This is a genomic window from Verrucomicrobiota bacterium (assembly GCA_016871535.1).
Taxonomy (GTDB): Bacteria; Verrucomicrobiota; Verrucomicrobiia; order Limisphaerales; family SIBE01; genus VHCZ01.
The window spans coordinates 1-23,317 of record VHCZ01000075.1; the positions used below are offsets into that span (position 1 = coordinate 1).

21 protein-coding genes are annotated in these 23,317 nt (G+C 59.5%); 9 read left to right on the forward strand and 12 right to left on the reverse strand.

Translation table 11 applies throughout. The features are described from left to right. Positions 1–722: 722 nt before the first annotated feature. Positions 723–1,529 carry a bifunctional hydroxymethylpyrimidine kinase/phosphomethylpyrimidine kinase gene (gene thiD / locus FJ398_12015; protein ID MBM3838664.1) on the reverse strand — a complete coding sequence of 269 codons (807 nt, stop codon included), beginning with the start codon at positions 1,527–1,529 and terminating at the stop codon, positions 723–725. 85 nt (positions 1,530–1,614) lie between these two features. On the opposite strand from thiD, the gene polX reads away from it, so the two are divergent. Both polX and FJ398_12025 read left to right on the forward strand, forming a co-directional pair. Beyond that, the gene (polX, locus tag FJ398_12020; GenBank protein ID MBM3838665.1) at positions 1,615–3,372 is read left to right on the forward strand and encodes a DNA polymerase/3'-5' exonuclease PolX; all 1,758 of its coding nucleotides are present in this window, start codon (positions 1,615–1,617) and stop codon (positions 3,370–3,372) included. A 211-nt stretch (positions 3,373–3,583) separates the two neighbouring features. Continuing rightward, positions 3,584–4,468: a DUF1559 domain-containing protein gene (locus FJ398_12025; GenBank protein ID MBM3838666.1), complete on the forward strand. Its 885-nt coding sequence runs from the start codon at positions 3,584–3,586 to the stop codon at positions 4,466–4,468. Between the two features lie 224 nt (positions 4,469–4,692). Here the strand turns inward: FJ398_12025 and FJ398_12030 are convergent, their stop codons facing one another. From FJ398_12030 to FJ398_12045, 4 genes are all read right to left on the reverse strand, one after another. After that, positions 4,693–5,973, reverse strand: coding sequence for a tyrosine--tRNA ligase (locus FJ398_12030; protein ID MBM3838667.1), 1,281 nt, complete (start codon positions 5,971–5,973; stop codon positions 4,693–4,695). A gap of 26 nt (positions 5,974–5,999) precedes the next feature. Continuing rightward, positions 6,000–6,254, reverse strand: coding sequence for a hypothetical protein (locus FJ398_12035; protein ID MBM3838668.1), 255 nt, complete (start codon positions 6,252–6,254; stop codon positions 6,000–6,002). Then, entirely contained in the window at positions 6,244–6,456 is a 213-nt protein-coding gene (locus tag FJ398_12040; protein ID MBM3838669.1) for a hypothetical protein, read from the reverse strand. The genes FJ398_12035 and FJ398_12040 overlap by 11 nt, the downstream gene beginning before the upstream one ends. A gap of 115 nt (positions 6,457–6,571) precedes the next feature. Next, entirely contained in the window at positions 6,572–8,233 is a 1,662-nt protein-coding gene (locus FJ398_12045) for a 30S ribosomal protein S1 (GenBank protein MBM3838670.1), read from the reverse strand. A 290-nt stretch (positions 8,234–8,523) separates the two neighbouring features. Here FJ398_12045 and FJ398_12050 point away from each other — a divergent pair, with 290 nt between their 5' ends. Further along, positions 8,524–8,823, forward strand: a complete 300-nt coding sequence (locus FJ398_12050) for a Dabb family protein (protein ID MBM3838671.1) — start codon at positions 8,524–8,526, stop codon at positions 8,821–8,823. Between the two features lie 33 nt (positions 8,824–8,856). Here the strand turns inward: FJ398_12050 and FJ398_12055 are convergent, their stop codons facing one another. The 6 genes from FJ398_12055 to FJ398_12080 form a co-directional block, all read right to left on the reverse strand. After that, entirely contained in the window at positions 8,857–10,062 is a 1,206-nt protein-coding gene (locus tag FJ398_12055) for an esterase (protein ID MBM3838672.1), read from the reverse strand. A gap of 194 nt (positions 10,063–10,256) precedes the next feature. Next, complete coding sequence (locus tag FJ398_12060) at positions 10,257–13,001, reverse strand: hypothetical protein (protein ID MBM3838673.1); 2,745 nt, start codon at positions 12,999–13,001, stop codon at positions 10,257–10,259. Next, positions 12,548–14,077 (reverse strand): AAA family ATPase, encoded by a 1,530-nt coding sequence (locus FJ398_12065; protein MBM3838674.1) that lies wholly within the window; start codon positions 14,075–14,077, stop codon positions 12,548–12,550. Before FJ398_12065 ends, FJ398_12060 begins: the two co-directional genes overlap by 454 nt. After that, on the reverse strand, positions 14,074–14,766 hold the full coding sequence (locus tag FJ398_12070; protein MBM3838675.1) for a radical SAM protein: 693 nt from the start codon (positions 14,764–14,766) through the stop codon (positions 14,074–14,076). Before FJ398_12070 ends, FJ398_12065 begins: the two co-directional genes overlap by 4 nt. A 73-nt stretch (positions 14,767–14,839) precedes the next feature. Further along, entirely contained in the window at positions 14,840–15,049 is a 210-nt protein-coding gene (locus tag FJ398_12075) for a DUF2997 domain-containing protein (GenBank protein ID MBM3838676.1), read from the reverse strand. A 114-nt stretch (positions 15,050–15,163) separates the two neighbouring features. Continuing rightward, a complete protein-coding gene (locus FJ398_12080) occupies positions 15,164–15,547 on the reverse strand; it encodes a DUF1257 domain-containing protein (GenBank protein ID MBM3838677.1) in 384 nt (127 codons plus the stop codon). On the opposite strand from FJ398_12080, the gene FJ398_12085 reads away from it, so the two are divergent. The 3 genes from FJ398_12085 (at position 15,525) to FJ398_12095 (ending at position 19,502) form a co-directional block, all read left to right on the forward strand. Next, positions 15,525–16,040, forward strand: a complete 516-nt coding sequence (locus FJ398_12085) for a hypothetical protein (protein MBM3838678.1) — start codon at positions 15,525–15,527, stop codon at positions 16,038–16,040. The genes FJ398_12080 and FJ398_12085 overlap by 23 nt on opposite strands. Positions 16,041–16,161: 121 nt before the next feature. Continuing rightward, the gene (locus FJ398_12090; GenBank protein ID MBM3838679.1) at positions 16,162–17,499 is read left to right on the forward strand and encodes a DUF1501 domain-containing protein; all 1,338 of its coding nucleotides are present in this window, start codon (positions 16,162–16,164) and stop codon (positions 17,497–17,499) included. 257 nt (positions 17,500–17,756) lie between these two features. Further along, positions 17,757–19,502, forward strand: a complete 1,746-nt coding sequence (locus FJ398_12095) for a hypothetical protein (protein ID MBM3838680.1) — start codon at positions 17,757–17,759, stop codon at positions 19,500–19,502. 152 nt (positions 19,503–19,654) lie between these two features. On the opposite strand, the gene FJ398_12100 is transcribed toward FJ398_12095, so the two are convergent. Next, entirely contained in the window at positions 19,655–20,776 is a 1,122-nt protein-coding gene (locus tag FJ398_12100) for a tetratricopeptide repeat protein (GenBank protein ID MBM3838681.1), read from the reverse strand. Between the two features lie 448 nt (positions 20,777–21,224). Here FJ398_12100 and FJ398_12105 point away from each other — a divergent pair, with 448 nt between their 5' ends. The 3 genes from FJ398_12105 to FJ398_12115 form a co-directional block, all read left to right on the forward strand. Continuing rightward, positions 21,225–21,563, forward strand: coding sequence for a P-II family nitrogen regulator (locus FJ398_12105; GenBank protein MBM3838682.1), 339 nt, complete (start codon positions 21,225–21,227; stop codon positions 21,561–21,563). A 34-nt stretch (positions 21,564–21,597) separates the two neighbouring features. Continuing rightward, complete coding sequence (locus tag FJ398_12110) at positions 21,598–23,016, forward strand: ammonium transporter (protein ID MBM3838683.1); 1,419 nt, start codon at positions 21,598–21,600, stop codon at positions 23,014–23,016. Between the two features lie 185 nt (positions 23,017–23,201). Continuing rightward, the coding region (locus FJ398_12115; protein MBM3838684.1) for a glutamine synthetase at positions 23,202–23,317 on the forward strand (116 nt) is incomplete at its 3' end.

Here is a 23,317-nt window from a genome sequence, read left to right on the forward strand (position 1 = left end):
GGCTTGGAACACGTCCGACTCGGCTCGCTGGGGACAGGCTCGCCCTACCAGATTCCTGGGACGTGCCGCAAAACCGTGTGGCAACCGGCTGCGCGGCAACGCCGCCCTACCGGGTTTGGGAAGTTTCGTTGGTGGTGGTGGGGCGAGTCCGTCCCGGCGAGCCGCTCGACGGGCTTGGAACACGTCCGACTCGGCTCGCTGGGGACAGGCTCGCCCTACCAGGTTCCTGGGACGTGCCGCAAAACCGTATGGCAACCGGCTGCGCGGCAACGCCGCCCTACCAGGTTTGGGAAGTTTCCTTGGTGGTGGGGCGAGTCCGTCCCGGCGAGCCGCTCGACGGGCTTGGAACACGTCCGACTCGGCTCGCTGGGGACAGGCTCGCCCTACCAGGTTCCTGGGACGTGCCGCAAAACCGTGTGGCAACCGGCTGCGCGGCAACGCCGCCCTACCGGGTTTGGGAAGTTTCCTTGGTGGTGGTGGGGCGAGTCCGTCCCGGCGAGCCGCTCGACGGGCTTGGAACACGTCCGACTCGGCTCGCTGGGGACAGGCTCGCCCTACCAGATTCCTGGGACGTGCCGCAAAACCGTGTGGCAACCGGCTGCGCGGCAACGCCGCCCTACCGGGTTTGGGAAGTTTCCTTGGTGGTGGGGCGAGTCCGTCCCGGCGAGCCGCTCGACGGGCTTGGAACACGTCCGACTCGGCTCGCTGGGGACAGGCTCGCCCTACCAGATTCCTGGGACGTGCCGCAAAACCGTGTGGCCTGCCGCATGCACGCTTTGGAAAATTGCTCTCGTGATGTAGCTCTTCGCCAATTCTACGGCTCGGCCGAGTCGATGCCCTCGGGCCACGTACGCCGTAATCGCTGCCGAGTACGTGCAGCCCGTGCCATGCGTGCGCACACTTCGGACAAACGGCGCTTTCAACAGCAATTCAGTTGGACCGTCATAGAAAATGTCCACGGCTTCCCGGCTCCCGCGCAAGTGCCCGCCTTTCACCAAAACCGCGCAGCCGAATCGTTCCCGAATCCGGCGTGCCGCCTGCCGCATGTGTTCCGGCAATTCGATCTGCACGCCGGACAGGATTTGCGCCTCGTCGAGATTGGGAGTGACCAAGGTGGCGAGCGGCAGCAACTTCGCCTGCAGCATGGCCACTCCGGAGTCCTTCAGGAGCCGTTTGCCACTGGTCGCGACCATCACGGGATCGACGATCAACGGAGGCCTCTTCTTGCCCGCGAAGAAGTCCGCGACGACCCGAACGATCTGCGCGCTGAAAAGCATGCCGGTTTTCACTGCAGCCGGTGGCAATTCCGCGAAGACCGCTTCGATCTGCCGGCGAACAATCGCGGGGGAGCAAGGCTGAATGGCGACAACCCGTTTGGGGTTCTGCGCCGTGACAGAGGTGATCGCGCTCGCGCCATGCACGCCCAACGCTGCAAACGTCTTCAGGTCCGCCTGAACCCCTGCCCCGCCGCCGCTGTCGGAACCGGCGATGGTGAGGGCGACGCTTTGAGCTGCTTGTCGTGGGGCCACGAGGGGAGCTTTGCCAATTGTCTGAAGATTGCCAGCGCCAACTTTGAACTTTGAACTTTGAACTTTGAACTCAGAATAGCCAGGTATGGATAAAGACCGTGTGGCTGAAATCCTGAACGAGATCGGCACTCTGCTGGAACTCAAGGGCGAAAACCCGTTCAAGACCCGCGCCTACGCCAACGCGGCTCGAACGCTCGAAGCACTCGGCGAACCGCTGGAAAAGCTGATTGCGGAGAATCGTCTCGGCGAGATCAAAGGCATCGGCGAGGCGCTTCAGAAGAAAATCACGGAACTCGTGACGACGGGCAAACTCGCGTACTACGAGGATCTCCATGCATCCATCCCGGCGGGTCTTGTGGAACTGCTGCAAATCCCCGGCCTCGGACCCAAGAAGGCCAAAGCGCTAAACGACAAACTTGGCATCGCGAGCATCGAACAATTGGAAGCGGCCTGCAAAGCCGGCACGGTGGCCGAGATCGCGGGCTTCGGGGAAAAAACCCAGAGCAAAATTCTCGAAGGCATCCAATTCCGCCGCAATTACGCCGCGCGCCATTTGCTCAGCGATGCGCTCGCCGCCGCCGAGCCGATCCTCGAAAGCCTGCGCGGCCACCCGGACGTGATCCGGTGCAGCACCGCCGGGAGCGTCCGCCGGTTCAAGGAAGTGATTGGCGACATCGACTTCCTCGCGTCCTCCAAGAAACCGGCCGCGGTCATCGACTTTTTTACGCAGCAACCGGCGGCGCTCTCGGTGAATGCGAAAGGCGACACCAAAGCGAGCGTGGTCCTGCAATGTGGGATTCAAGCCGACCTGCGCGTGGTCTCGGATCGCGAATTTCCTTTCGCGCTGGCCTATTTCACGGGCAGCAAGGAACACAACATCGTCATGCGCCAGCGCGCCATTCAGCGCGGGTTGCGCTTGAATGAGTATGGTCTGTTCCGATCGGACGAGGAAACGCGCGACCCCAAGTTGTTGGTGCCGTGTGCGAGCGAAGAAGACATTTTCAAGCACCTGGATCTGGCTTATGTCCCGCCTGAGCTGCGCGAGGATCAAGGCGAATTTGCCACCGCCGAGCGCGACGACATTCCGCGCCTCCTGGAATGGACCGATCTGCGCGGCTCGCTCCACAACCACTCCAACTGGAGCGATGGCCGCGGGACGCTGGAGGAAATCGCCGCGCACATGGACGGGTTGGGCTGCGACTACTGGGCCATCACGGATCACTCCAAATCGTCATTCGTGGCGAATGGGCTGGACGCCGCGCGCCTTCGCCAGCAACTCAAAGCGGTCAGCCAGATCAATCAAGCTTACGCCGACCGCGGCGAGGACTTCCGGCTGCTCACGGGGTCCGAAGTCGATATTCTGAGCGACGGCAAACTCGATTTCGATGACGGCGTGCTCGCGGAACTGGATGTCGTCGTCGCGAGCGTGCACCAGGGATTCACGCACAACGAAGCCGAGATGACGCGGCGAATCATTCGGGCGGCGGAGAATCCATTCGTCCATATCCTCGGGCACCTGACGGGGCGGCTTTTGCTTGAACGCGAGGGATACCCGGTCAACCAACGCGCCGTTATCGATGCCTGCGCTGAGACCGGCACCTGGATCGAGCTCAACGCGAGTCCGTATCGCTTCGACATGGATTGGCGCCTGTGGTCCTACGCGCGGAGCAAAGGCGTCAAGTGCGTGATCAATTGCGATGCACACCGCCACGAGCACGCGGGTTATCTGCGGCTTGGGGCGGGCATCGCGCGGAAAGGCTGGCTCACGAAAGCCGATGTCATCAATACGCTGCCGTTGAAAGCGCTCATGAAGGAACTGGGGCGCAAACGAGCGAGCATGTAGGGCAGACATCTTGTCTGCCGGTTCACGGGGCAAGATGCCTCCCGAACTGGCAGGCTGGAAGCCTGCCCTACATTGGCCAGCATTCGCAGCCTTGCGGTCGCATCCGAACCTGATATTGTAGAAACGCTCAGAACTGGGCGGAACGAGCGCGGAGCTGTTGGCAGCTTTTGATACCAAGCGAGAAGGAGCGGATATGAATCAGAATGGATTCATGGCTGGAGCAAAGAAAAGCTGGAGAAGAGCGTTTACCCTGATCGAACTTCTGGTCGTCATCGCCATTATTGCGATCCTGGCAGGATTGCTTTTGCCCGCGCTCACGGGAGCCAAAGCTGCAGCCAAGACGGTCAAATGCCAGAGCAATCTGCGCCAGCTTGGACTGGGCCTCCAGATGTATGTAACGGATAACAACAGGTATCCAAGCGGATATGTTCCAAAACAGCCGAACAACCAGTATTTTTATATCCTCACCAACGACTGGGCTTACGCTCTCGAACCTTATGTCGTCCAGACATGGACGAATTCTCTCTATGATTGTCCCGCGTTTGAGAGACGGTGGAGCTTCACGGTTGGTAAAACAACGACAACCAACCGCATCACGAAGCATGGTAAAGCCGTGGCGCGGTCCAGGTATCTGGGCATGGGGAGCGCACACGCCCTCGCGTGCCGTGGCCGGCGCCCTCGCCGGCCACGGTCTTCCGTCCGAAAAAGCGATCGTTTGATGAGATGGTTTCCTCGACGGTCTGATTGGCGAGGGCGCCAATCCGGAGACGCGAGGGCGCGTGTGCTCCCCAGAATAGATCCGGCTATCCGCAGCCACCGGCGACGCCGAGAAATTGCCGGCGACCGTTCCTGCCAGATGATTTCGCCTGTGGCCTCGCTGAGGCACATGACGATTCCTCCCTCCGTGATCGTGAACAGATGCGGTTTGAGGTCGCTGCAAAACTGCCGTCGCCGAACACGGCGTACATCAATTGCCATCGGTGACGGGCGTGGACGTGGCGTAGCTGTTGCGGCGTTCTTTGCGGAGGGGGACTTGCGTGAACACTTTTTTGTCCCAAAGCAAGCCTCGCCCCACCTGAACTATCTTACTGTTTGATCCGCGGGATGGACGACAAAGCTCGTAGCGCAGAGTTGCACTCTGCCGTATCGCAGAATTGTATTCTGCGGGGCGTCTCCCAGTCCGAGCCCGCAGGGACTTGCCGGCGCCCTGCCGATTGGAAATCGGCGATACCGCAGATTGAAAATCTGCGCTACGGTTCTCCGGTCGATCTGTCGTCAATCCCACGGTCTGCACAGTAACCTGAGGGGATACAACCAAATCTAAACGGCCGTTACGATGGTGTAGTTCCGTTTGCCTTTGCGGAGAAGCGCATATTTGCCGAACTGCAAATCAGCCCGCGTGACGGCGCGCTGCGGATTGTTCTCCCGGACATTGTTCACGTAGATGCCGCCGCCTTCGAGGTCTTTTCGCGCCTGACCTTTGCTCGGACACAAACCAGCGTGAACGAGCAGTTCGACGAGCAGCAAACCGGCGCCGTCGAGTTTCGTTCCCGCGATTTCCTTCGAGGGCACTTCGCCGACGATCTCGTTGAATGTGCTTTCCGAGACGCCCTCGAGCCCGCCGCCAAAGAGAATTTCGCTGGCGCGCACCGCTTCATCCGTGGCGGCCTCACCGTGGACCAGAGTGGTCACGGACTTCGCCAGAGCCTGATGCGCAGCCCGCGCTTCGGGTTTTTCAGCATGTTGCTTCTCCAGCGCGTGAATCTCGTCGCGCGACAAGAAGGTGAAGAATTTCAAATACCGAATGACATCGCGGTCATCGGTGCGAATCCAGAACTGGTAAAACCGATAGACGCTGGTTTTCTTCGGATCGAGCCAAACGGCGCCGGCTTCCGTTTTGCCGAATTTCGTGCCGTCGGCGTTGGTGATCAACGGGAGCGTCAGGCCATAGACCGTCTGGCCGAGCTTCTTTCGGCAAAGATCGATGCCGGCGGTGATGTTGCCCCATTGATCGCTGCCGCCGATCTGCAGCTCGCAGTTGTAGTCGCGGCAGAGCACGTAGAAATCGAAAGCCTGGAGCAGCATGTAGCTGAACTCGGTGTAGCTGATGCCGGCTTCACGGTCTTCCATGCGGGCGCGAACGCTTTCCTTCGCGACCATCATGTTCACGGAAAAATGCTTTCCGATGTCGCGAAGGAATTCCAGGAACGTGACCGAGGCGGTCCAGTCGGCGTTATCGACCAGGCGCGCGGGATTGATCTGCGTGTCGAAGTCCAGCAAGAGCCGAAGCTGCTCCTTCACGGAAGCGATGTTTTTGTCGAGTGTCTCGCGGGTGAGGAGCTGCCGCTCTTGCGTCTTGCCGCTCGGATCGCCGATGGAGCCGGTCGCGCCGCCCGCGACGGCGATGGGATGGTGGCCGGAGAGTTGAAAGCGCCGCAGGCCCAGCAGCGGCACCAGGTTTCCGACGTGCAGGCTGTCCGCGGTCGGGTCGAAGCCGCAGTAGAGGGTCATCGGTCCGGCGCTCAGCCGCTGTGCCAACTCATTTGAGTCCGTGCAGTCAGCCGCCAAGCCCCGCCAGTCGAGTTCGTCATAGATGTTCATTGCCTGAGAGGAGCCGCCAGAATGAGCTAACGGAGCTTGTTGTAATCCTCATGGCTTCCGGTCCAAGTCCCGACAAACGTCTCGCCGTCAAAGTGGGCTACGGCTCGGTAATGGGAACCAACACGGGCGGACCATTTCCCATCAGCGTGCAGGCGAAATCGCAGAGAAGGATGTCGGGAGTTGGCCAACCAAAGTTTGAAGTTTTTGCGAGCCAGTTCTTGAACCACGGTAGGCAGCGCATCGAATCTTTGCCAGAATTCCGGTGTGGTCTTAGATTTCACCCGGGAGGGGAAGAAGTGTACCGTCGCGTTTCGCTCGCTCGACTTCCTCCGTCATGAAGTTCAGCTTTCCGGAAGCAGCATCGGCGGTGATCTGGCGATCCCAATCGTCCTCTTCGTACGAATCGAGCCATTCTTCCAGGGCTGTTCGCTCGCTCTCGGACAACTTTACGATGGCTTCTTGAATCTCCAGGATTGTGCTCACGGAAAGAAACTTAGCGGTCCCGCCTCTCAGAATCAAGACCGGCTTCAGTCACAAAAACGCGCGGCGGGCCGTGTGTCGGCCCGCCGCGGCCAAAGCTCCAGCCGAAGGGCGGAAGCTACTGCTTCGCTTCATCCGCCGCGTCAAAGGCATGCTGCAATGCCACGAGGTCTTCGCCCGGCTTGAGCGAGTCGAGCATCGCTTGCTCCGCTTTGAGTTGCTCTTGCGAGTAATTCGCGGCTTTGATCGAAAGCCCGATGCGGCGTTCGCCCTTGTCGATCTTGATCACGCGGGCCGTGACTTCCTGGTCCACTCTCAACACGTTCTTGATCTTATCGACGCGTTCTTCGCTGACCTGCGAGATGTGGACCAAACCATCGATATCATGCTGCAAGCCGACGAAGGCGCCGAAGCTGGCCAGCTTGGTGACCTTGCCCGTAACCAGATCGCCGACCTTGTAATACTTGTCGATGTTGTTCCAGGGATCCTCGCTGAGCTGTTTGACTCCGAGCGAAATCCGCTGGTTGGCTTTGTCGATCTCCAGGACGACCGCTTCGACTTCGTCGCCCTTCTTCAGCACTTCGGAAGGATGATTGATCTTTCGTGTCCAAGAAACGTCCGACACGTGGACCATTCCGTCCAAACCGTCCTCCAACTCGACAAACGCGCCGTAGCTGGTGAGGTTGCGAATCTTGCCTTTGACGCGGCTGCCAGGCGGGTATTTCTCCAGGGCTTTGTCCCACGGATTGGTTTCAAGCTGCCGGATGCCCAGCGAAATCTTTTGCTCGTCTCGATTGATGCCAAGAACGACGGCTTCTATGTCCTGGTCCACTTTGAGCACATCCGACGGTTTGGCGATGCGCTTGGTCCAGGACAATTCGGTGACGTGGACCAGGCCTTCGACGCCCGGCTCCAGTTCGATGAATGCGCCATAGGGCACCAGGTTGACGACCCGGCCCTTGACCCGCGCGCCGATGGGATATTTGCTTTCGATATTGTCCCACGGGTTGGCCAGCTTCTGCTTCAGACCGAGGCTGACCCGCTCTTTCTCTTTGTTGATGTCGAGCACGACGACATCGATATCCTGGCCGACCTTGAGGAGTTCGGAAGGATGTCCGATCCGGCCCCAGCTCATGTCCGTGATGTGGAGCAGGCCGTCAATTCCGTTGAGATCAATGAACGCGCCGAAGTCCGTGATATTCTTGACCGTGCCCTTGCGGATGTCGCCCGGAACCATTTCGGCCAGGAGCCGCGCGCGTTTCTCGTTGCGCTCCTGTTCGATCAATTCGCGGCGGGACAGGACGATGTTCTGGCGCTCCTGGTTGATCTTGACGACTTTGAAATCGTACAAATTGCCGACGAACGTGGCCAGGTTCTTGGGTGGAATGATGTCGATTTGCGAGGCGGGCAGGAAAGCCTCCACACCGATATTGACCAGCAGTCCGCCTTTGACGACGGACTTGACCTTCCCGGAAATCGTGCCCCCTTCGTTGCAGATCGTCAGGATTTTGTCCCAGTTTTTCTTGAATTCGGCTTTCTCGCGCGATAGCACGACCATGCCGTCTTTGTCTTCCAGTTTTTCGATGAGGACGTCGATTTGGTCGCCGACTTTGACTTTTTTGATGTCTTCAAATTCGTTGGCGGAAATGACGCCTTCGCTTTTGTAGCCGATATCGACCAGAACTTCCTTGGAACGAACTTCGATGATGATTCCTTTGACGATTTCACCTGCGGCAAAGCGGATCGTGCTCTGCTTCAGGGCTTCTTCCATGGTCAGCATAAAGGGATAGGACGAGACTCTGGGGTCCTTTTTGTAAATCAGGGGAGGCCAGGTTTGGCGCCACCACGCCGAACGAAGACTCCATTGCCTACGACCGATCGTTGCGAGGGCAACGGAGGGTTGAAGGTTAGGTTACTACGTTAACTTTCGTTTCTCAGCCTCAATGAACATCCGCACACGCGGCATTCGGGCGAGCGCGTAACATAGACATCGCGCGCCGACATGCAAGAGGAATTTTGACCGGTTTTGGTTTTGCCTGGACGGGGGTTCCGACATAACCTCCGCCCCCTATGTTCTCGCATGTTGTTATCTTTTGGACGGATCCGGAGAAACCCAAAGCCGTGGATGAACTGATGGCGGGCGCCGAGCGTTACCTGAAATCAATCCCGGGCATCATTCACTTTCATCTGGGGCGCATGACGCGGAGTCACAGGCCAGTCGTGGACCAAACTTATCAGGTAGCCCTGAACGTCGTATTCGACTCCAAAAAGGCCCAGGACGATTACCAGGTGCACCCGTTGCACGTGGAGTTCGTGGAAAAGGTGTTCAAGCCGAATTGCAAAAAGGTCGTCGTGTACGATTTTGAGTGAGCGTTCCACTCTCTCGTGAGGGAGAGGGGGACGTTAAAACAACTGCGGAGCGAATTCGTGGAGGTATTCGCGCCAGTTGATCCAGGTGTGCCCGCCAGCGGTTTCGTTGAAGACCGGGTTGAAGCCGTGCTTCTTGAGCATGGCGACCGTGGCGCGGGAAGTCTCGATCAGAAAATCGTCTTTGCCCGTCGCCAACCACAATAGTCTGATTCCCTTTTTGAGTTTGGGATTGTCCAAGGCTTCTTTGTGCTGCTCATCCCAGCTCGGCCCCGTCGGCGCCGTGGAAGCGCCGCCACGCCCGCCTCCCGTAATCCCGAAAACGCCCGAACTGTAAACGCCGACATATCCAAACTTGTCCAGGTTCCGGACAGCGATGTTCAAGGTCTGCGCGCCGCCCATGGACAAGCCGGCAATCGCGCGGCTCTTCGGGTCGGTGCGCACGCGGTAATGCTTCTCCACATAGGGCAAGATGTCGTTCTCGAAATCCTGGACGAATTCGTCCGCGGGCGGACGGGCTGGCGTGGCGTTCGTCGAAGTTGTGGTACGGGCGCCGAAGCCGGAAGCGCGGGTGTGGCCCGCGGGCATCACCACCAACATGGGCTTCGCTTTCCCGGCGGCGATGAGATTGTCGAGGATGAAACCGGCGCGGCCTACGGAGGACCAGGATTCATCGCTGTCACCCGCGCCGTGCAACAAATAGAAGACCGGATATTTGCCTTTACCAGTCTCGTAACCGGGCGGTGTATAGATCTGCATGCGCCGGAACTTGCCGAGCGACTTGGAGTAGTAAGTCACGGCCGAAACGGCGCCGCGCGGAACGTCCTTGGCGTCCATAAACTCCTGGCCGGGAACATGGACCAGGCTCCAGGCGTTGTTGTTGGACTCGCTGATCGCCGGACTGCGCGGGTCGATCACCGAGACGCCATCCACGTTGAAGTTGTAGCGGTAGGTTCCGGGACTGATGGGGCCGAGCGTCACTTCCCAAATGCTGTTCGTGCCTTTGGTCATCGTGGCGCCCTGACCGTTGCCGGGAATATCACTGCCGCTCAACCGCACCGCCTCGGCCTTGGGCGCCAGGATGCGGAAAGTAATCTTGCGCTCCGGGGAAACTTCGGGCGAAACCACCTGCGGGCCTTGAGCGCCGCCGCGGCCGCGTTGCGCCTGGGCCGGTGAGATCAAGATCAACGCCGCAGCCAGAGCGGCGCTGAAGCGGGACATTGTTGCAGTGGATGAGTTCATAGTTGTTTCAGTTGTGCCTGAGTGCTGATGGGAATTGAGACAACTTTCCCCGAGGTGTGGTTACAAGTTCGAGCCATGCATACGGCCCATGACCCGAGAACCCGTGCGGACCGCAGCCTTTAAGCTGCTTCCGCGCACTCTCCGCAGTCGAGCGTTGAAGCGGCCTGAAGGCCGCAGTCCAGAGGAAGTCTGCCCTACTCTGCCTCTTCGATCTCGATGTCGAATTCATCGAGGACCTTTTCCGCAACTTCGCCGAGTTCGATATCAAAACGGAATCGGTGGCGCAGCAAGGCGGTCAGAAAGTGCCAGGGCCGGGCTTCTTCCGCCTGCGTCGTGCCGGCAGCCCATTGCTCGATCTGGAACAAATCTTCGCGGTTCATGCCGATCAGCGGCTTGGTCAGGGCCACCTCCCAGATGCGCGCGGTCTTGTCGCGGCTGCCCGTGGCGAGCGTCTTGCCATCGGGCGAAAACGCGACTGAATGCACTTCGTCGGTATGCGCTTCCAGGCTCGCTTTGAGTTGGCCGGTGGACAAATCCCAAAGCCGAACCTTGCGGTCCAGGCTGCCCGTGGCCAACCGCGTGCCGTCCGGAGAAAACGCCAGCGTCATCACCGAAGTTCGATGCCCCTGAAACATTGTCTTCATTTCCCCGTTGGCGACGTGCCAGAGCCGCACGGTGCCGTCCGAGCTGCCCGTCGCCAATGTCCGGCCATCCGGGGAAAACGCCAGCGTACACACCGAACTCAGGTTCCCCGTGAAGGTGGCCTTGCTCGCGCCAGCTTCCGTGTACCACAATCGCACGGTTTCATCATGGCTGCCGGTCGCGAGCACTTGTCCGTCCGGCGAGAAAGCCAGGGACAGGACGGCGCCGCGATGGCCGTTCATAATTGCGCGGCATCGATAGTTCGACAGATCCCAGATTCGCGTCGTGTTGTCGTAGCTGCCCGTGGCGAACGACTGGTCGTTCGCCGAAAAACCGAACGCGGAGATTTTGTCGCTGTGCCCGGCCAGCGTGGCCTTCGATTGCCAAGAACTCAAATCCCACAGCCGGGCGGCATGATCGGTATTCGCGATGGCGAGAGTTCGTCCGTCGAATGAAAACGCCGCCAACGTCGCCAGCCCAATGCGCTTGCCCAGCTTGTCTTTGAGGCGGGCCCCTGGAACGTCCCAGAGAAAGGCCGTGGTGTCGCTGCAAACGGTGGCCAGCGTCCGTCCGTCCGGAGCGAAGGCCAGCGCGCGGACGCCCTGGGTCGGCATTCGAAAGACGTTGCGGCAAAAAGGCGCGGGCAGGAACAAACGCAGCCGTTTGCCTTCGACCGGGCGCAGTTTGCAGAGCTTATCGAAGACCGCGGCATCCGATTCGGCGGCCGGGCGATATCCCGCCTGTTTCAAAACGCCCAGAACTTCTGCGGACCATTCGGGATAAGTCTCGAAGCTGAGCGCCCACAGATCCGCAAATCGTTTGTTTCCCCGCAACACGGTCACGATTGATTCCCATTCCCGTGTGCTCATCTCCGCCAGGACGCGCTTCTGCGGTCCGGATTGAATCGCCTTCGCCAGGTCCGCTCGGCCGCTCAGCCGGACGCGCGCCGCGATGCGATGGCGGATCTCCGGTTCGGCCGTCTCGTAACCAACGCGCAGCAACCGGTGATCGAAGTCCAACGCATCGTAACGTTCGGCCTGGCCCGTCAGGAAATAGAACAGCGCGCGCTTCCCGGCATCACGCGGGGCGTAGGCCTTCTCCCACGCCAGCTCTTGCAGGGCGGGGAATTCACTGCCGATGAGTTGATCGCAAAAATGCTCGATCGCGTCCGGCGCCCGCAATTCGCCCAGAAGGTTCAACGCGAGGGCAACGATCTCGGGATCGGCGTCCCCGCAGGCGTGCATGAGCGCGGTGATGACCGGCGCATCCAGTCTGGCGAGCGCCGTTTTCTGTCCGGTCTTCAAGGCGGTGAGCACGCGCAGTTCGAGTGGAGTTGTCGCGAGCCAGCGGCGTTCGCGCAGAAGCGCCGTCAACGCGTCGTGGCGAGTCTCCTGCCACGCGGCGCAAACGGCATCGATCGATTCGGCGCTCTGCAAGTGGCGCAGGGCGATGGCGACCCGGCGGCGCAAATTGGAATCCGGATGCGTGGCGAGCGCCTTGACCAGGATTTTAATCGCTGTGGCGGACCCGTCGTGTGCCAGAGCGCGAATCGCTTCGCGCTGCAGCCAGCGGCCAAGCAGCGGCGTTGCGCAATAAAGCCAGCGATGGCATTTCTCCAGTTGCCTTGCGTCCAGGTTGCGCTGCACGGAACCGGATTGAACCGTGAAATGATGTCTGGGGACAACAAAAACTGGATCAGGCCATCTTCGCGGCCTGGGGAGCGCACGCGCCCCGCGTGCCGTGGCCGGCGCCCTCGCTGGCCACACTCTTCCGTTTGGATGACCGGCGAGGCGCCGATCGAAACACGCGAGGCGCGTGTGCTCCCCAATTCTGAATCGCCCCTTCACCGCTCGCTGTCGATTTGCAATCGCACAAACTGTTCCTCCGCTTGCCGGACTTCCTGGAACGACGCGGATTGCGCCCGGCCTTCGCGAAGCCAGTTTCGCAAAATGCCGACGACTTCGCGCTGCGAAACCGAGAGCGGCACCTGCCGTTTCAGAGCCGCGGAAATATCCTCGGTCGTAAACTCGCGGCGCTGGTCGTTGTATCCGACATACATCGCGTCCACGATGGCCTGCTCGATCTCGGCGCCCACGTAGCCCTCCGACTTGCGGGCCAAACGTTCCAGATCGAAATCTTTCGGAAACCGCTTCCGCTTGCCCAGATGAACGCCAAAGATTTCCTTGCGCTCCGCTTGGGTCGGCAAGTCCAGGAAAAAGATCTCGTCGAAGCGGCCCTTCCGCATCAACTCCGGTGGAAGCCGCGAAATGTCGTTGGCGGTGGCAACCACGAAGCACGGCACAGTTTTCTCCGCCATCCAGGTCAGGATCGTGCCGAACACGCGCAGGCTTGTGCCCCCGTCCATTCCGCCCTGCGAGAGCGCCTTTTCCATTTCGTCGATCCACACAATGCACGGCGCGACGGTTTCAGCAAGTCGCAAGGCCCGGCGCGCATTCTCTTCCGATTCGCCCACCAGGCTTCCGAACAACGCGCCAACGTCCAGGCGCAGCAACGGCAGTCTCCACAACCCGCCAATCATTTTGGCCGTGAGGCTTTTTCCCGTTCCCGGAATCCCGATCAACGCGATCCCTTTGGGCGCGGGCAATCCGTAATCCCGCGCTTCCTGCGTGAAGGCGCGCTCGCGCAAGCGGAGCCAGTCCTTGAGCACGCCGAGACCGCCGACATCGTCCGGCGTTTCCGTGACCGCGTAAAACTCCAGCGCTTTGCTTTCGCTGATGATTTGCTTTTTCTCCTGGGTGACGAGATCGATCGCGCGGTCATCGAGCATGCGATCCGCCACGATGGCTTTGGCAAAGACGCGCTGGGCCTGGGCCACGGTGAGCCCCAGCGCCGCTTGAACGAGCTTCTCATGACCCAGCTTGGTCAGATTGACTTTGACGCCGGGCGTCAGGGTGAGCCGGCCCAGCACGGCCGCGAGCTCGCTGGCGTTGGGAGGCGGCAATTCCACAATGACGGCTTCGTCCTTCAATTCGTCCGGCAGCCGGCGGGTTGGCGAGGTCACCAGAATTGACTTCTTCGTGAACTTGAGGCGTTGCGCCACGCCGCGCAGCTTTCGCTTGAGTTGAGCATTGCCCCAGCACTCGTGAAAATCCTTGAGCACAAAAAGAGCGTCGCTCTCCTTTTTTTCCAATTGCTCCAGCGCGGAAAGCGGATCGCGCGCCGACGGCACCGACCCGCCTTCCGGCGTCAGCGCTTGAAAGCCATCCGCGACATCCCAGATCAGGCAAGCCCGTTTGGATTTGTCGCAAACGAACTTGATGATCTGCAAGGCCCGCTCTTCTTCGACCGTGACGAGCACGATCAAGGTGAACCGCGCGCGCAGGTAAACGTCCAGTTCTTGCTCGAAACTCATGCGCTGTCTCCTCCGGGTGCCCAGGCGACGGGTTGAATTCCGCTCAGGATCAGCTCTCCGTGCGGGCTGATGAACACCTCCGCGTGCGGCACGGACTCCAAATCCTCGGCGGTGTAACGATCCGTGATGAAATGCACAGTTTTGTTCGCTGATCCGCGCAGGCTGCGGGCCACGTGTTGCTGGCGATCATAACGGCCAGCGATCAGCACGTCCACGTAGTTCAGGAAGTCGGCTGACGGCAAGTCGGGGTATCGGGGTGTCGGCGTACCGGGGTGTCGGCGAGCTTGGATTTCTCGTTGTGTCGCTCCCGAACTCCGACCCTCCGACACTCCCTTACACCGATACTCCGTTGCCCCCATCCGCATCACCTCTTCCCAGGTAAATCCGGTGAACACGATGACCGAAAGCTCCATGCGTGTTTTCACTCGCCTTAAGAACTCCGTCACCGCGGCCCGCTGCTGGAGCGGTTCACCGCCGCTGATGGTGAGGCCTTCGAGCGAGTCGCCGAGGGCGACCATCCGCTGAAACAGGTCGTCCACCGTCACAACCTCGCCGCCTTCGAAAGAGTGCGTCTCCGGATTGAAGCACCCCGGACAACCGAGCGAGCAGCCCTGGACCCAAACGACGGCACGTATCCCGGGGCCGTTGGCGTGGCTGTGGGGAAGGAAACCGTGGAGGCGAAGTTTCATGGGTCTTCAGTTTCAGGTTTCAAGTTTCGAGTTTCAGGTTAACTCGAAACTTCAAACCCGAAATTTGAAATCTTCATTGTCCGCGGCCGCGCTGTTGCTGGTCTTCGGACTGTCGCGCCGGCTCGCCCGCCTCCGGCGTCATCTCGCGTTGGACGACCTGGCCGCCGAGGGCTTGTTCCAACTCTTTGGTCACGGTCAAACAATGCGCGCCTTTCACACCGCGCACTTCGATTCGCACTTGCCCGTCTTTCTCGATAAACACGTCGATCTCTTCAAGCTCCATAAACGCAAATGGTTCTAATCCGTGGGCACGAATTTCACTAATTCTCACGAATCTGAAAGTCTCTCGCAATTAGTGGTCATTCGTGAAATTCGTGCCGCTTTTCCTTGGCGCCGCTCACGTGATCCGGCGGAGGACCAAGTGAATGCGTCCATCTTCATGCACTTGCTCCGACGCCAGCGTGAAGCCCTGCGCCTCCAGCTTCGCCCGCGCGGCGTGATACGCGTAGCGCTGTGTCAATTGCTCGATGAACTTGGCCTGGTCGATCTCTCTCAAACCATACCAATCCGCCACGCACTGATAAACCCCGGAGACTTTGCGGAACCCGATGTCGTACTCAGGGTTCTTCGTCGCCACCTTGATTTCCACCGGCGTCCGATTGCCCAGGTAACCCCGGATCTGAACCAGGCCTTCCTCCGGCGCGTAACCCAGATCTTTCAAAGCCTGGAGCAAGGGCTCCTTTTCCGTCATTCGGGTTTTGATGCTGGTGAAGTGGGACATGACGCACGCGGATCGGGGTGTTCCTCAAACCCGCTGGCGTTACCGTAATCAGACAAGTCCTATTATCCAGCAAATAAGCTCTCTTGTTTTACTTCACGATGCGTGCGATTTCACCATGGACAAAATCCAGCGCCCGCGCGGCCTGGTGCGCTACGCGTCGCTGAACAGCATCGAGCGCGGCGAACCCTTCAGCTTCACCGCCCGCATGGCGGGGTATCTGGGGGTGTTGGGCGCGCCCGTCGCCCTGCTGTCCTTTCCCGTGTTTACGCGGTCGGAGGTGGAGACGATCTTGCTGCGCGCGCCCGGATCCCTGTTTCAAATGACGGGCCGCGGCCGAATCGAGAATCTTTACCTGCTCAAGATCATCAACAAAACTTCACGCGACATTCCCTTGCAACTGAGGCTGGACGATCCCGTGGGCGACCTTCGCGTCATGGGCGCCGGCTATTTGATCGTGCCCAAAGAAAAGCTTGCCCAAACGTCGGTGCTTTGAAATCCGCCGTCAAGAGCCCCTCCCAGAGATTTGCGAAGTTGACGCAGCCCGGGCAGACAAAAGCTTGCCTTCACGCTGGTGAAGCATGATATTCGCTTCGCGAATTAGAACCGCGCCTGTCATGACCGAACTTAACCGCAACTGCGCTGGAATCGCTCGGCGCGACTTTCTGCAACTCGGAGTCGGTGCAGTGCTGGGACTGGGCATGACGGATTTGCTTCGCCTCCGCGCCCAAACGGCTAAAGCCTCCGGCAAAGTCAGCCCAGACCAGGTCAATTGCATTCTGATCTGGATGGACGGCGGACCGAGCCATTATGAAACCTTCGATCCCAAGCCTGATGCTCCCAAGGAAATCCGCGGAGAACTGAAGCCGATCAAGACCAGCGTTCCAGGAATCCATTTTTGCGAGACCGCGCCCAAGCTCGCGGCCATCGCCGACAAACTCACGATCATCCGCTCGATTTGCCATCGCGATCCGAATCATGGCGGCGGCAACCATTACATGATGACCGGCGCGCCGACGCCGGTGCCCGTGAATTGCGGCGCCTTCGTCACTTTCCATCCTTCGTTCGGTTCGATGGTGTCCTATCAGCGCGGCGTGCGGAACGGTTTGCCCGCTTACATGAGTCTGCCCAACATGTCGCGGTCGGGCGGGCCGAATTTTCTCGGCGCCCAGCACGCCCCGTTCGTCATTGGCGGTAATCCGAGCAACAAGGATTTTCGAGTCCGCGACGTGGTGTTGCCCGCTTCGATCGCCGAAGGCCGGGCCGCGACGCGCCAGCAATTGCGGCGCGAGCTGGATCGGATGCTGCGTCTGACCGAAGCGGCGGCGGAAGATCCCGCGGTCAGCTTCGACAAATATTACGCCCAAGGCATTGATCTTGTCACTTCGCCCAAAGCCCAGGCCGCTTTCGACATTCATCAAGAGTCCGAGAAAGTGCGTGAACTTTACGGCAAGACGGATTTCGGCCAGCGCCTGCTCTTGTGCAGGCGGCTCGTGGAAGTCGGAGTTTCCTTCGTGACCTGTTACTACGGCGGATGGGATCATCACACGAACATTTTCTCGTCGCTCAAAGAAAAGCACATGCCGAAGTTCGACCAGGGCCTGGCGGCGCTGATCAGCGACCTGGACGAGCGCGGGTTGTTGGAAAGCACGTTGGTGATCGCTCTCGGTGAGTTCGGGCGCACGCCGAAGGTCAACAAGGACACCGGCCGCGATCATTGGCCGCACGCGATGTCAGTGCTGATCGCGGGCGCCGGCACGCCTCGCGGACAGGTGATCGGCGCGACCGACGTGAAGGGTTATCACGCGTCCGAAAACGTGCACAGCCCGGAAGACTTCGCGGCGTCGCTTTACACGAAGATGGGCATTGACCCGCACCAGATTTTGCACACGAACACGGGAAGGCCGGTTCAATTGGTGAGCGGCGGCCGGCCGATCAAAGAATTGTTTTCGTGATGCCGCGGCGCTTCGCCGGTCCTTCCTCGAACTCTGCCCGAGTGCGGCGATTGCTTTGCGGGCTTCCCTCCGAAGAAGCGCCGCGCATTGAAACTCAGGAGCTGGTAAGGCTGCGCAGCCGCGCGGCCGGTTTTCTTTCGACACGGCGGCGCAGCAGCACCGCCCTCGTAGAGCAGGCTTTTCAGCCTGCTGGTTCGGGCGACTTTCCAGTCGCCCGTCGAACGGGACTGGAAAGTCCCGTCAACCCGCAGACAGGAATGTCTGCGCTACGTCTCCACAAGTTCAAAGCGCGATTCGTCCGGGGAATATTCGCATCCATTGCCCCTCTATTGCTCCTCCAGTATCTGGCATTCCTTCCAGTCACCGCGGAAGTTCCAACGGTGAATTACGTTTTTCCCGCCGGAGGCAAACAGGGTTCTACGGTGGAAATCACCGTGGGCGGAAAGCTCGATCCCTGGCCGCTCAGCGTGTGTGGCGATAGCCCTGGTTTGACTTTCAAGACCAACGAAGCCAAAGGCAAATTCACCCTCGAAATTTCCACCAACGCCCCCATCGGCCCACACTTGATCCGCTTCTACAACGCCGAGGGCGCCTCCGCGACGCGTTGCTTCGTCGTCGGACACCTCGATGAACAACTGGAAAAGGAACCCAACGACAGCCCGGATAAAGCCCAGGCGCTCGAAAAACTCCCCATCGTCCTGAACGGTCGATTGGACAAAACGGACGATAGCGATTCGTTCGCGGTGAGACTGGAGAAAGGCCAGTGGCTCGTGGCGTGGGTCGATGCGTACTCGCTCGACTCACCGGTCGATCCGATCCTTCAGTTGCGTGACCGCGCCGGAACCAAGGTCGCTTTCAATCACGACGACCGCAGCCTGGATCCGCTCCTGGCCTACCAGGCCAAGGAAACGGGAATGTTCGTTCTCCAATTGGCCGGCTTTGCCTATCCTCCCCGAGCGGAGGTGCGACTGACCGGCGGCGAAGGCGCGGTCTATCGGTTGACCGTCTCCAGCGGACCTGTCGCGCGCTACGCCTTTCCACCGAGGGTCGTGCGCGGGTCGAAGACTTCAGTGCGATTGTTTGGCTGGAACCTTGGCCAGACCGGCGAGGCATTAGCGTGCGAAATCGATGCTTCAGCAGTGAACAAACACGCGATCGATTTCTTCCCGGCGCTCCCGGCCTTGGAAAACCGCCCGCGAATCCGCATCGGCGCTTTGCCCGAGCAACTTGAGATCGAACCCAACAACACCACCGATCTCGCCCAACCCCTTCCCTGCCCTGCCGCGATCAGCGGCCGTATCGATCCGCCCGGTGACGAAGACCGCTTCGCGCTCACAGCAAAGAAGGGTGACAAGTTTCTGTTTCGGCTGGAATCCGCTCAATTCGGCTTTCCGTTGGACGGAGTCTTGAGGATCACGGATCAATCCGGCAAAGAACTGTCTCGAAGCGACGATGCAGGGCGTTCGGCTGACCCGGAACTCCATTGGACCGCGCCTGCGGACGGCACTTTCGTAATCGCGGTCAGCGACTTGATTCAGCGCGGTGGGAGCGATTTCGTTTATCACCTCGAAATCAATGAGCCAAAGCCCTCATTCAACGCCGTCGTCGAGGGGAATGCGTTCCGTCTGGAACCTGGCAAAAGTGTCGAAGTGAAAGCGACCGTCTCGCGGCTCCACGGTTTCGCGGCGAACCTCCTGGTTGTGGCCGACGGATTGCCCGACGGAGTCACGAGCACAACGGCAACCGTTTCCAGCAAAGGCGAAGCCACCTTGAAACTGTCCGCCACGGACGACGCTAAACCGGCGAACCAACCCTTTCGCGTGCTGGCCATCGCGCCGGACCTTGATCCCCCGGCGATCCGCACCGCCGCCGCCAATCTCAAAGGTCAGAACACCGCCGCAGGCGATTTGCTCATCAATCAGACCGAAAAGCTCTGGGTGACCGTGCTCCCGGCGAAGCCCAAAACGGAGGACAAGCCCGCCGACCAGCCGAAGAAGGAGTGAGTGACGCGCATTACGCGAATTCTCGCGAAAGCCCGTCTCCAAGATCCATTCGTGATAATTCGTGAAATTCGTGTCCGATCAAAGTCTCCGACGCGATTACTCTTCACAGGAGGAAACGGAGATAACAGAGATTCGCCACAGTTTCGCTCGGATCAAACCTTCACTACGAACCATGAACGGAACGGCGCTTCCTTGGTGATGATCGGTTCGAGGTTGTGGGCGTTCGCGAATTCGTTCACCGCGCTTTGCACGCCAAACGTGCCGAAGGAATAGCTGCCATCAGCGATGTAATCGTGGCCGCCCAAGATTCCGCCGGGCTTCACCTTGGGATGCCACAACTGAATGTCTTCTCGCACGGCCTCGTAACTGTGGTCGGCATCCACGTAACAAAAATCCAGACTCCCATCCGGCACAAGCGGAGCGGCCTCCCGCGAAGTCATTCGCCAGATCACGGACCGCCCGGCATACCGCATAAGCCGTTTGATAGTGTCGCAGCACAACTGGTCCTGATTGGCTTGCGAGACGTTGGCTGAGTCCTGATATTCTCTCTGGGAGAACTCGCGCCAGGGGTCCACTGAAAAAAGCAACCGGCCCTGCCAATGTTGCAGCAGATGCTCGGAGAATTGGCCTTTGCGAACTCCCACCTCGACACCGGTTCCAATCAATCCAAGCTGGTTCAACAGATGCGGGAACAACTCGCGGGTTTCCAAAGCGCAGCCCGCCAGCCTGCTTGCGAATGTTCGATTCACCGGCTCATGGATCGCGCGCTGGATTTGGTCCGCAAGAGCCGACACTTCGCGCGCCTGCCTTTCGACAAATGCGATCGCGTCACCCATCCCGGCCAGACCGGGATTTTGAGCCAGCGCCTGGCGGTAACTGGCAATCGCCTTATCCAGAAACCAGCAAGCGGCATAAGCGTTCCCAAGCGCGTGATGAGCCTCCGGGAAAACGGGCTGCAATTGCACCGCGCGTTCCAACAGAGGCACCGCGGCGTCGATCTCCTTGCGGTCAATCTCCAATCTGGCGAGGTCGAAGCAAGCCCAGGCGGAGTTCGGATTGCTTCGGAGCGCGCGTTCCAGGAAGTTGAGAGCGGCATCGGATTCGCCGCGTTGGCGGGCGAGCGCGCCCAGCAAGCGCAACGCTTCCGAGTGGCAGGGATTGTTCTGCAGGATTTTCCGATAGAGCGTTTCCGCCTCCGCAAGCCGGCCTGCCTGGTGATGGGCGAGCGCCTGCCGAAGCAGTGCGCCGAATTCTTCCGAATGTCGCTCGCTCATCGAAGTGAACTTGATTCAAGCACGGATCAACCCGCGGGGGCAAGACATGGGGCAAGTGATCAGTTGTCAGTTAACAGTTATCAGTTCAAATGGAGCGTGGGCTGTCTAAAAAAATTCACCCTGCGCAAAATGCAATAGCTTCATCGTTTCGCGCGGCTTCGCTCATGTTGTGCCTAAGGCCCTGAATTCGGGTTCGTTACGTTTCCCGCTCAGAGATTGCCGCGCCGTGGCATCGGGTCTGCTAAAGCCGCCGTGCTCTGTTATCGAATTGAAGCGTTGAGCCGTTGTGATGAGTCCGGTCGGTCCGAATTCTCCCGACGCGCCTTCACTTCGCGACCGAGCCCATCAGTCACCGAGCGAATCAGCCAGACAGGACTTATTCAGGACAGGCCTGGCTGCGCTGCAAACCAAACTGCTGACACACCATGAAAAACCCGCACCTAACCTTATGAAGAAAGTCGAAGCGATCATCAAGCCCTTCAAATTGGAGGAAGTCAAAGACGCCCTGGGCGAAATCGGCATCGAGGGAATGACGGTGAGCGAAGTCAAAGGCTTCGGTCGCCAAAAGGGCCACACGGAAATCTACCGCGGCAGCGAATACACGGTGGATTTCCTTCCCAAGATCAAAATCGAGCTTGTCCTTCCGGACAGCCAGGTCGAGGCGGCGGTCGCCGCCATCATCAAAACTGCCAAGACCGGAAAGATTGGCGACGGCAAAGTCTTCGTCTCATCCGTCGAGGAGGCCATTCGAATCCGAACCGAAGAAAAAGGGGAAGCCGCTGTTTAGCCCGAACGCGTCCAAAACTCAACTTACCCAAACCATGAAGAAAACCCTTTTCATTCTGAGCTTGTTGGCCACCCTCATTTGCGTCGGCAGCGCGGTGCTCGCCGCGGACGCTCCCGCTCCCGAACGCACCATCCAGGAACGCCTCGAAGATTTGGAAGCCTACGTCAACAACGGCGCGCGCAACGCCAGCACCAACGCCCCATCGAAGATCGCGGGTCCGGGCCCCGGCCACAATGCCTGGCAGATGACGTCTTCGGCGCTCGTGTTGTTCATGACGCTGCCCGGTCTGGCCTTGTTCTACGGGGGGTTGGTTCGCCGCAAGAACGTGCTGTCGGTCCTCGCCCAATGTCTGGGCATCGCCGGCATGGTCACGATTCTTTGGTGGCTCTGCGGATACAGCCTGGCGTTTTCAGGCGGATCGCCGTTTTTGGGCGGCCTTGAATTCGCGATGTTCAACGGCGTGGACGGAACCGGCGTTGGCCAAGGCTATCACTGGATCTCCAACAACGTCTGGGCGATTTTCCAACTCACCTTTGCGATCATCACGCCGGCTCTTATCATTGGAGCGATCGCCGAACGAATGAAGTATTCGGCCGTTCTGCTGTTCATCGCGCTCTGGATGTTCGGCGTCTATTTTCCGCTGGCTCACATGGTCTGGGCTTCGGACGGGTTCATGTGCGGCGCGCTGAACGCCAATGCGTCCATCAAAGCGCTTGATTTCGCGGGCGGCACGGTCGTTCACATGTCTTCCGGGTATTCGGCTTTGATCCTCTGCTTGATCCTCGGCAAGCGCCTGGGCTTTGGCAAGGAGCCTATGCCGCCGCACAGCATGGTGCTTTGCATGGTCGGCACGGGCATGCTCTGGGTGGGATGGTACGGATTCAACGCCGGGTCTGCGCTTGGCGCGGACGGCATCGCGACCAACGCATTCACCACCACGACGCTCGCCGCCGCCACCGCCGGATTCGTTTGGGCCATGGCGGAGTATGTCGTTAAAGGCAAGCCGAGTATCCTTGGCTATTGCTCCGGAATTGTCGCGGGGCTGGTTGTCATCACCCCCGCTTGCGGATTCGTGAATACCAAGGGCGCGATGATCATCGGCATCGCCGCCGGCCTGGTGCCATTCTTCGCGTGCTACAAACTGAAGGCCTGGCTGGGTTACGACGATGCGCTGGACACATTTGGCGTTCACGGCGTGGGCGGCACGATGGGCGCGCTGCTCACCGGTTTCCTCGCCGACGAAAAAGTCAACAGCGTCGTCGGCAATGTGAAAGCGGGTTTGATCGGGAGCCAATTCAAAGCGGTCATCGTGACGATTCTCCTCTCAGTGATCGCCACGACGATCATCGCTTACATCGTCAAGGCCATCGTCGGTCTGCGGGTCGATGAAGAAGTCGAAGTCGCCGGGCTCGATCTGGCCGAGCATGGCGAAGAGGGCTACCACGGCTCGTAATTACTTGAGAGAGCAGTGGAAGTTAGCTAACTAAACTAGGTGCTCGATACTGCCTCCCCTCACCCGCCTTTGACAGGCACCCTCTTCCCTCTCTGCGAGGGGAGAGGGAAGGGTGAGGGGTGCGCGTTGAAAAGCGCATATCAAACTTACCAAACAAGCTAATCCCAAAACCGAAATCAAAATTCATGAGCACAGCAAAGAGTGTAATCGAGATGGCCAAGAAGAACGAGGCCAAGATGGTCGATATCAAATTCGTCGATACCTTCGGGACCTGGCAGCATTTCAGTTTGCCCATCGCTGA

Coding starts and splice junctions, on each gene's coding strand:
- FJ398_12080 (MBM3838677.1), bottom strand. CDS start 15,547: ATGTCCCACTTCACCAGCATCAAAACCCGAATGACGGAAAAGGAGCCC.
- FJ398_12065 (MBM3838674.1), bottom strand. CDS start 14,077: ATGAGTTTCGAGCAAGAACTGGACGTTTACCTGCGCGCGCGGTTCACC.
- FJ398_12025 (MBM3838666.1), top strand. CDS start 3,584: ATGGCTGGAGCAAAGAAAAGCTGGAGAAGAGCGTTTACCCTGATCGAA.
- FJ398_12105 (MBM3838682.1), top strand. CDS start 21,225: ATGAAGAAAGTCGAAGCGATCATCAAGCCCTTCAAATTGGAGGAAGTC.
- FJ398_12050 (MBM3838671.1), top strand. CDS start 8,524: ATGTTCTCGCATGTTGTTATCTTTTGGACGGATCCGGAGAAACCCAAA.
- FJ398_12030 (MBM3838667.1), bottom strand. CDS start 5,973: ATGAACATCTATGACGAACTCGACTGGCGGGGCTTGGCGGCTGACTGC.
- FJ398_12095 (MBM3838680.1), top strand. CDS start 17,757: ATGTCTGCGCTACGTCTCCACAAGTTCAAAGCGCGATTCGTCCGGGGA.
- FJ398_12090 (MBM3838679.1), top strand. CDS start 16,162: ATGACCGAACTTAACCGCAACTGCGCTGGAATCGCTCGGCGCGACTTT.
- polX (MBM3838665.1), top strand. CDS start 1,615: ATGGATAAAGACCGTGTGGCTGAAATCCTGAACGAGATCGGCACTCTG.
- FJ398_12110 (MBM3838683.1), top strand. CDS start 21,598: ATGAAGAAAACCCTTTTCATTCTGAGCTTGTTGGCCACCCTCATTTGC.
- FJ398_12075 (MBM3838676.1), bottom strand. CDS start 15,049: ATGGAGCTTGAAGAGATCGACGTGTTTATCGAGAAAGACGGGCAAGTG.
- FJ398_12055 (MBM3838672.1), bottom strand. CDS start 10,062: ATGAACTCATCCACTGCAACAATGTCCCGCTTCAGCGCCGCTCTGGCT.
- FJ398_12045 (MBM3838670.1), bottom strand. CDS start 8,233: ATGCTGACCATGGAAGAAGCCCTGAAGCAGAGCACGATCCGCTTTGCC.
- FJ398_12070 (MBM3838675.1), bottom strand. CDS start 14,766: ATGAAACTTCGCCTCCACGGTTTCCTTCCCCACAGCCACGCCAACGGC.
- FJ398_12100 (MBM3838681.1), bottom strand. CDS start 20,776: ATGAGCGAGCGACATTCGGAAGAATTCGGCGCACTGCTTCGGCAGGCG.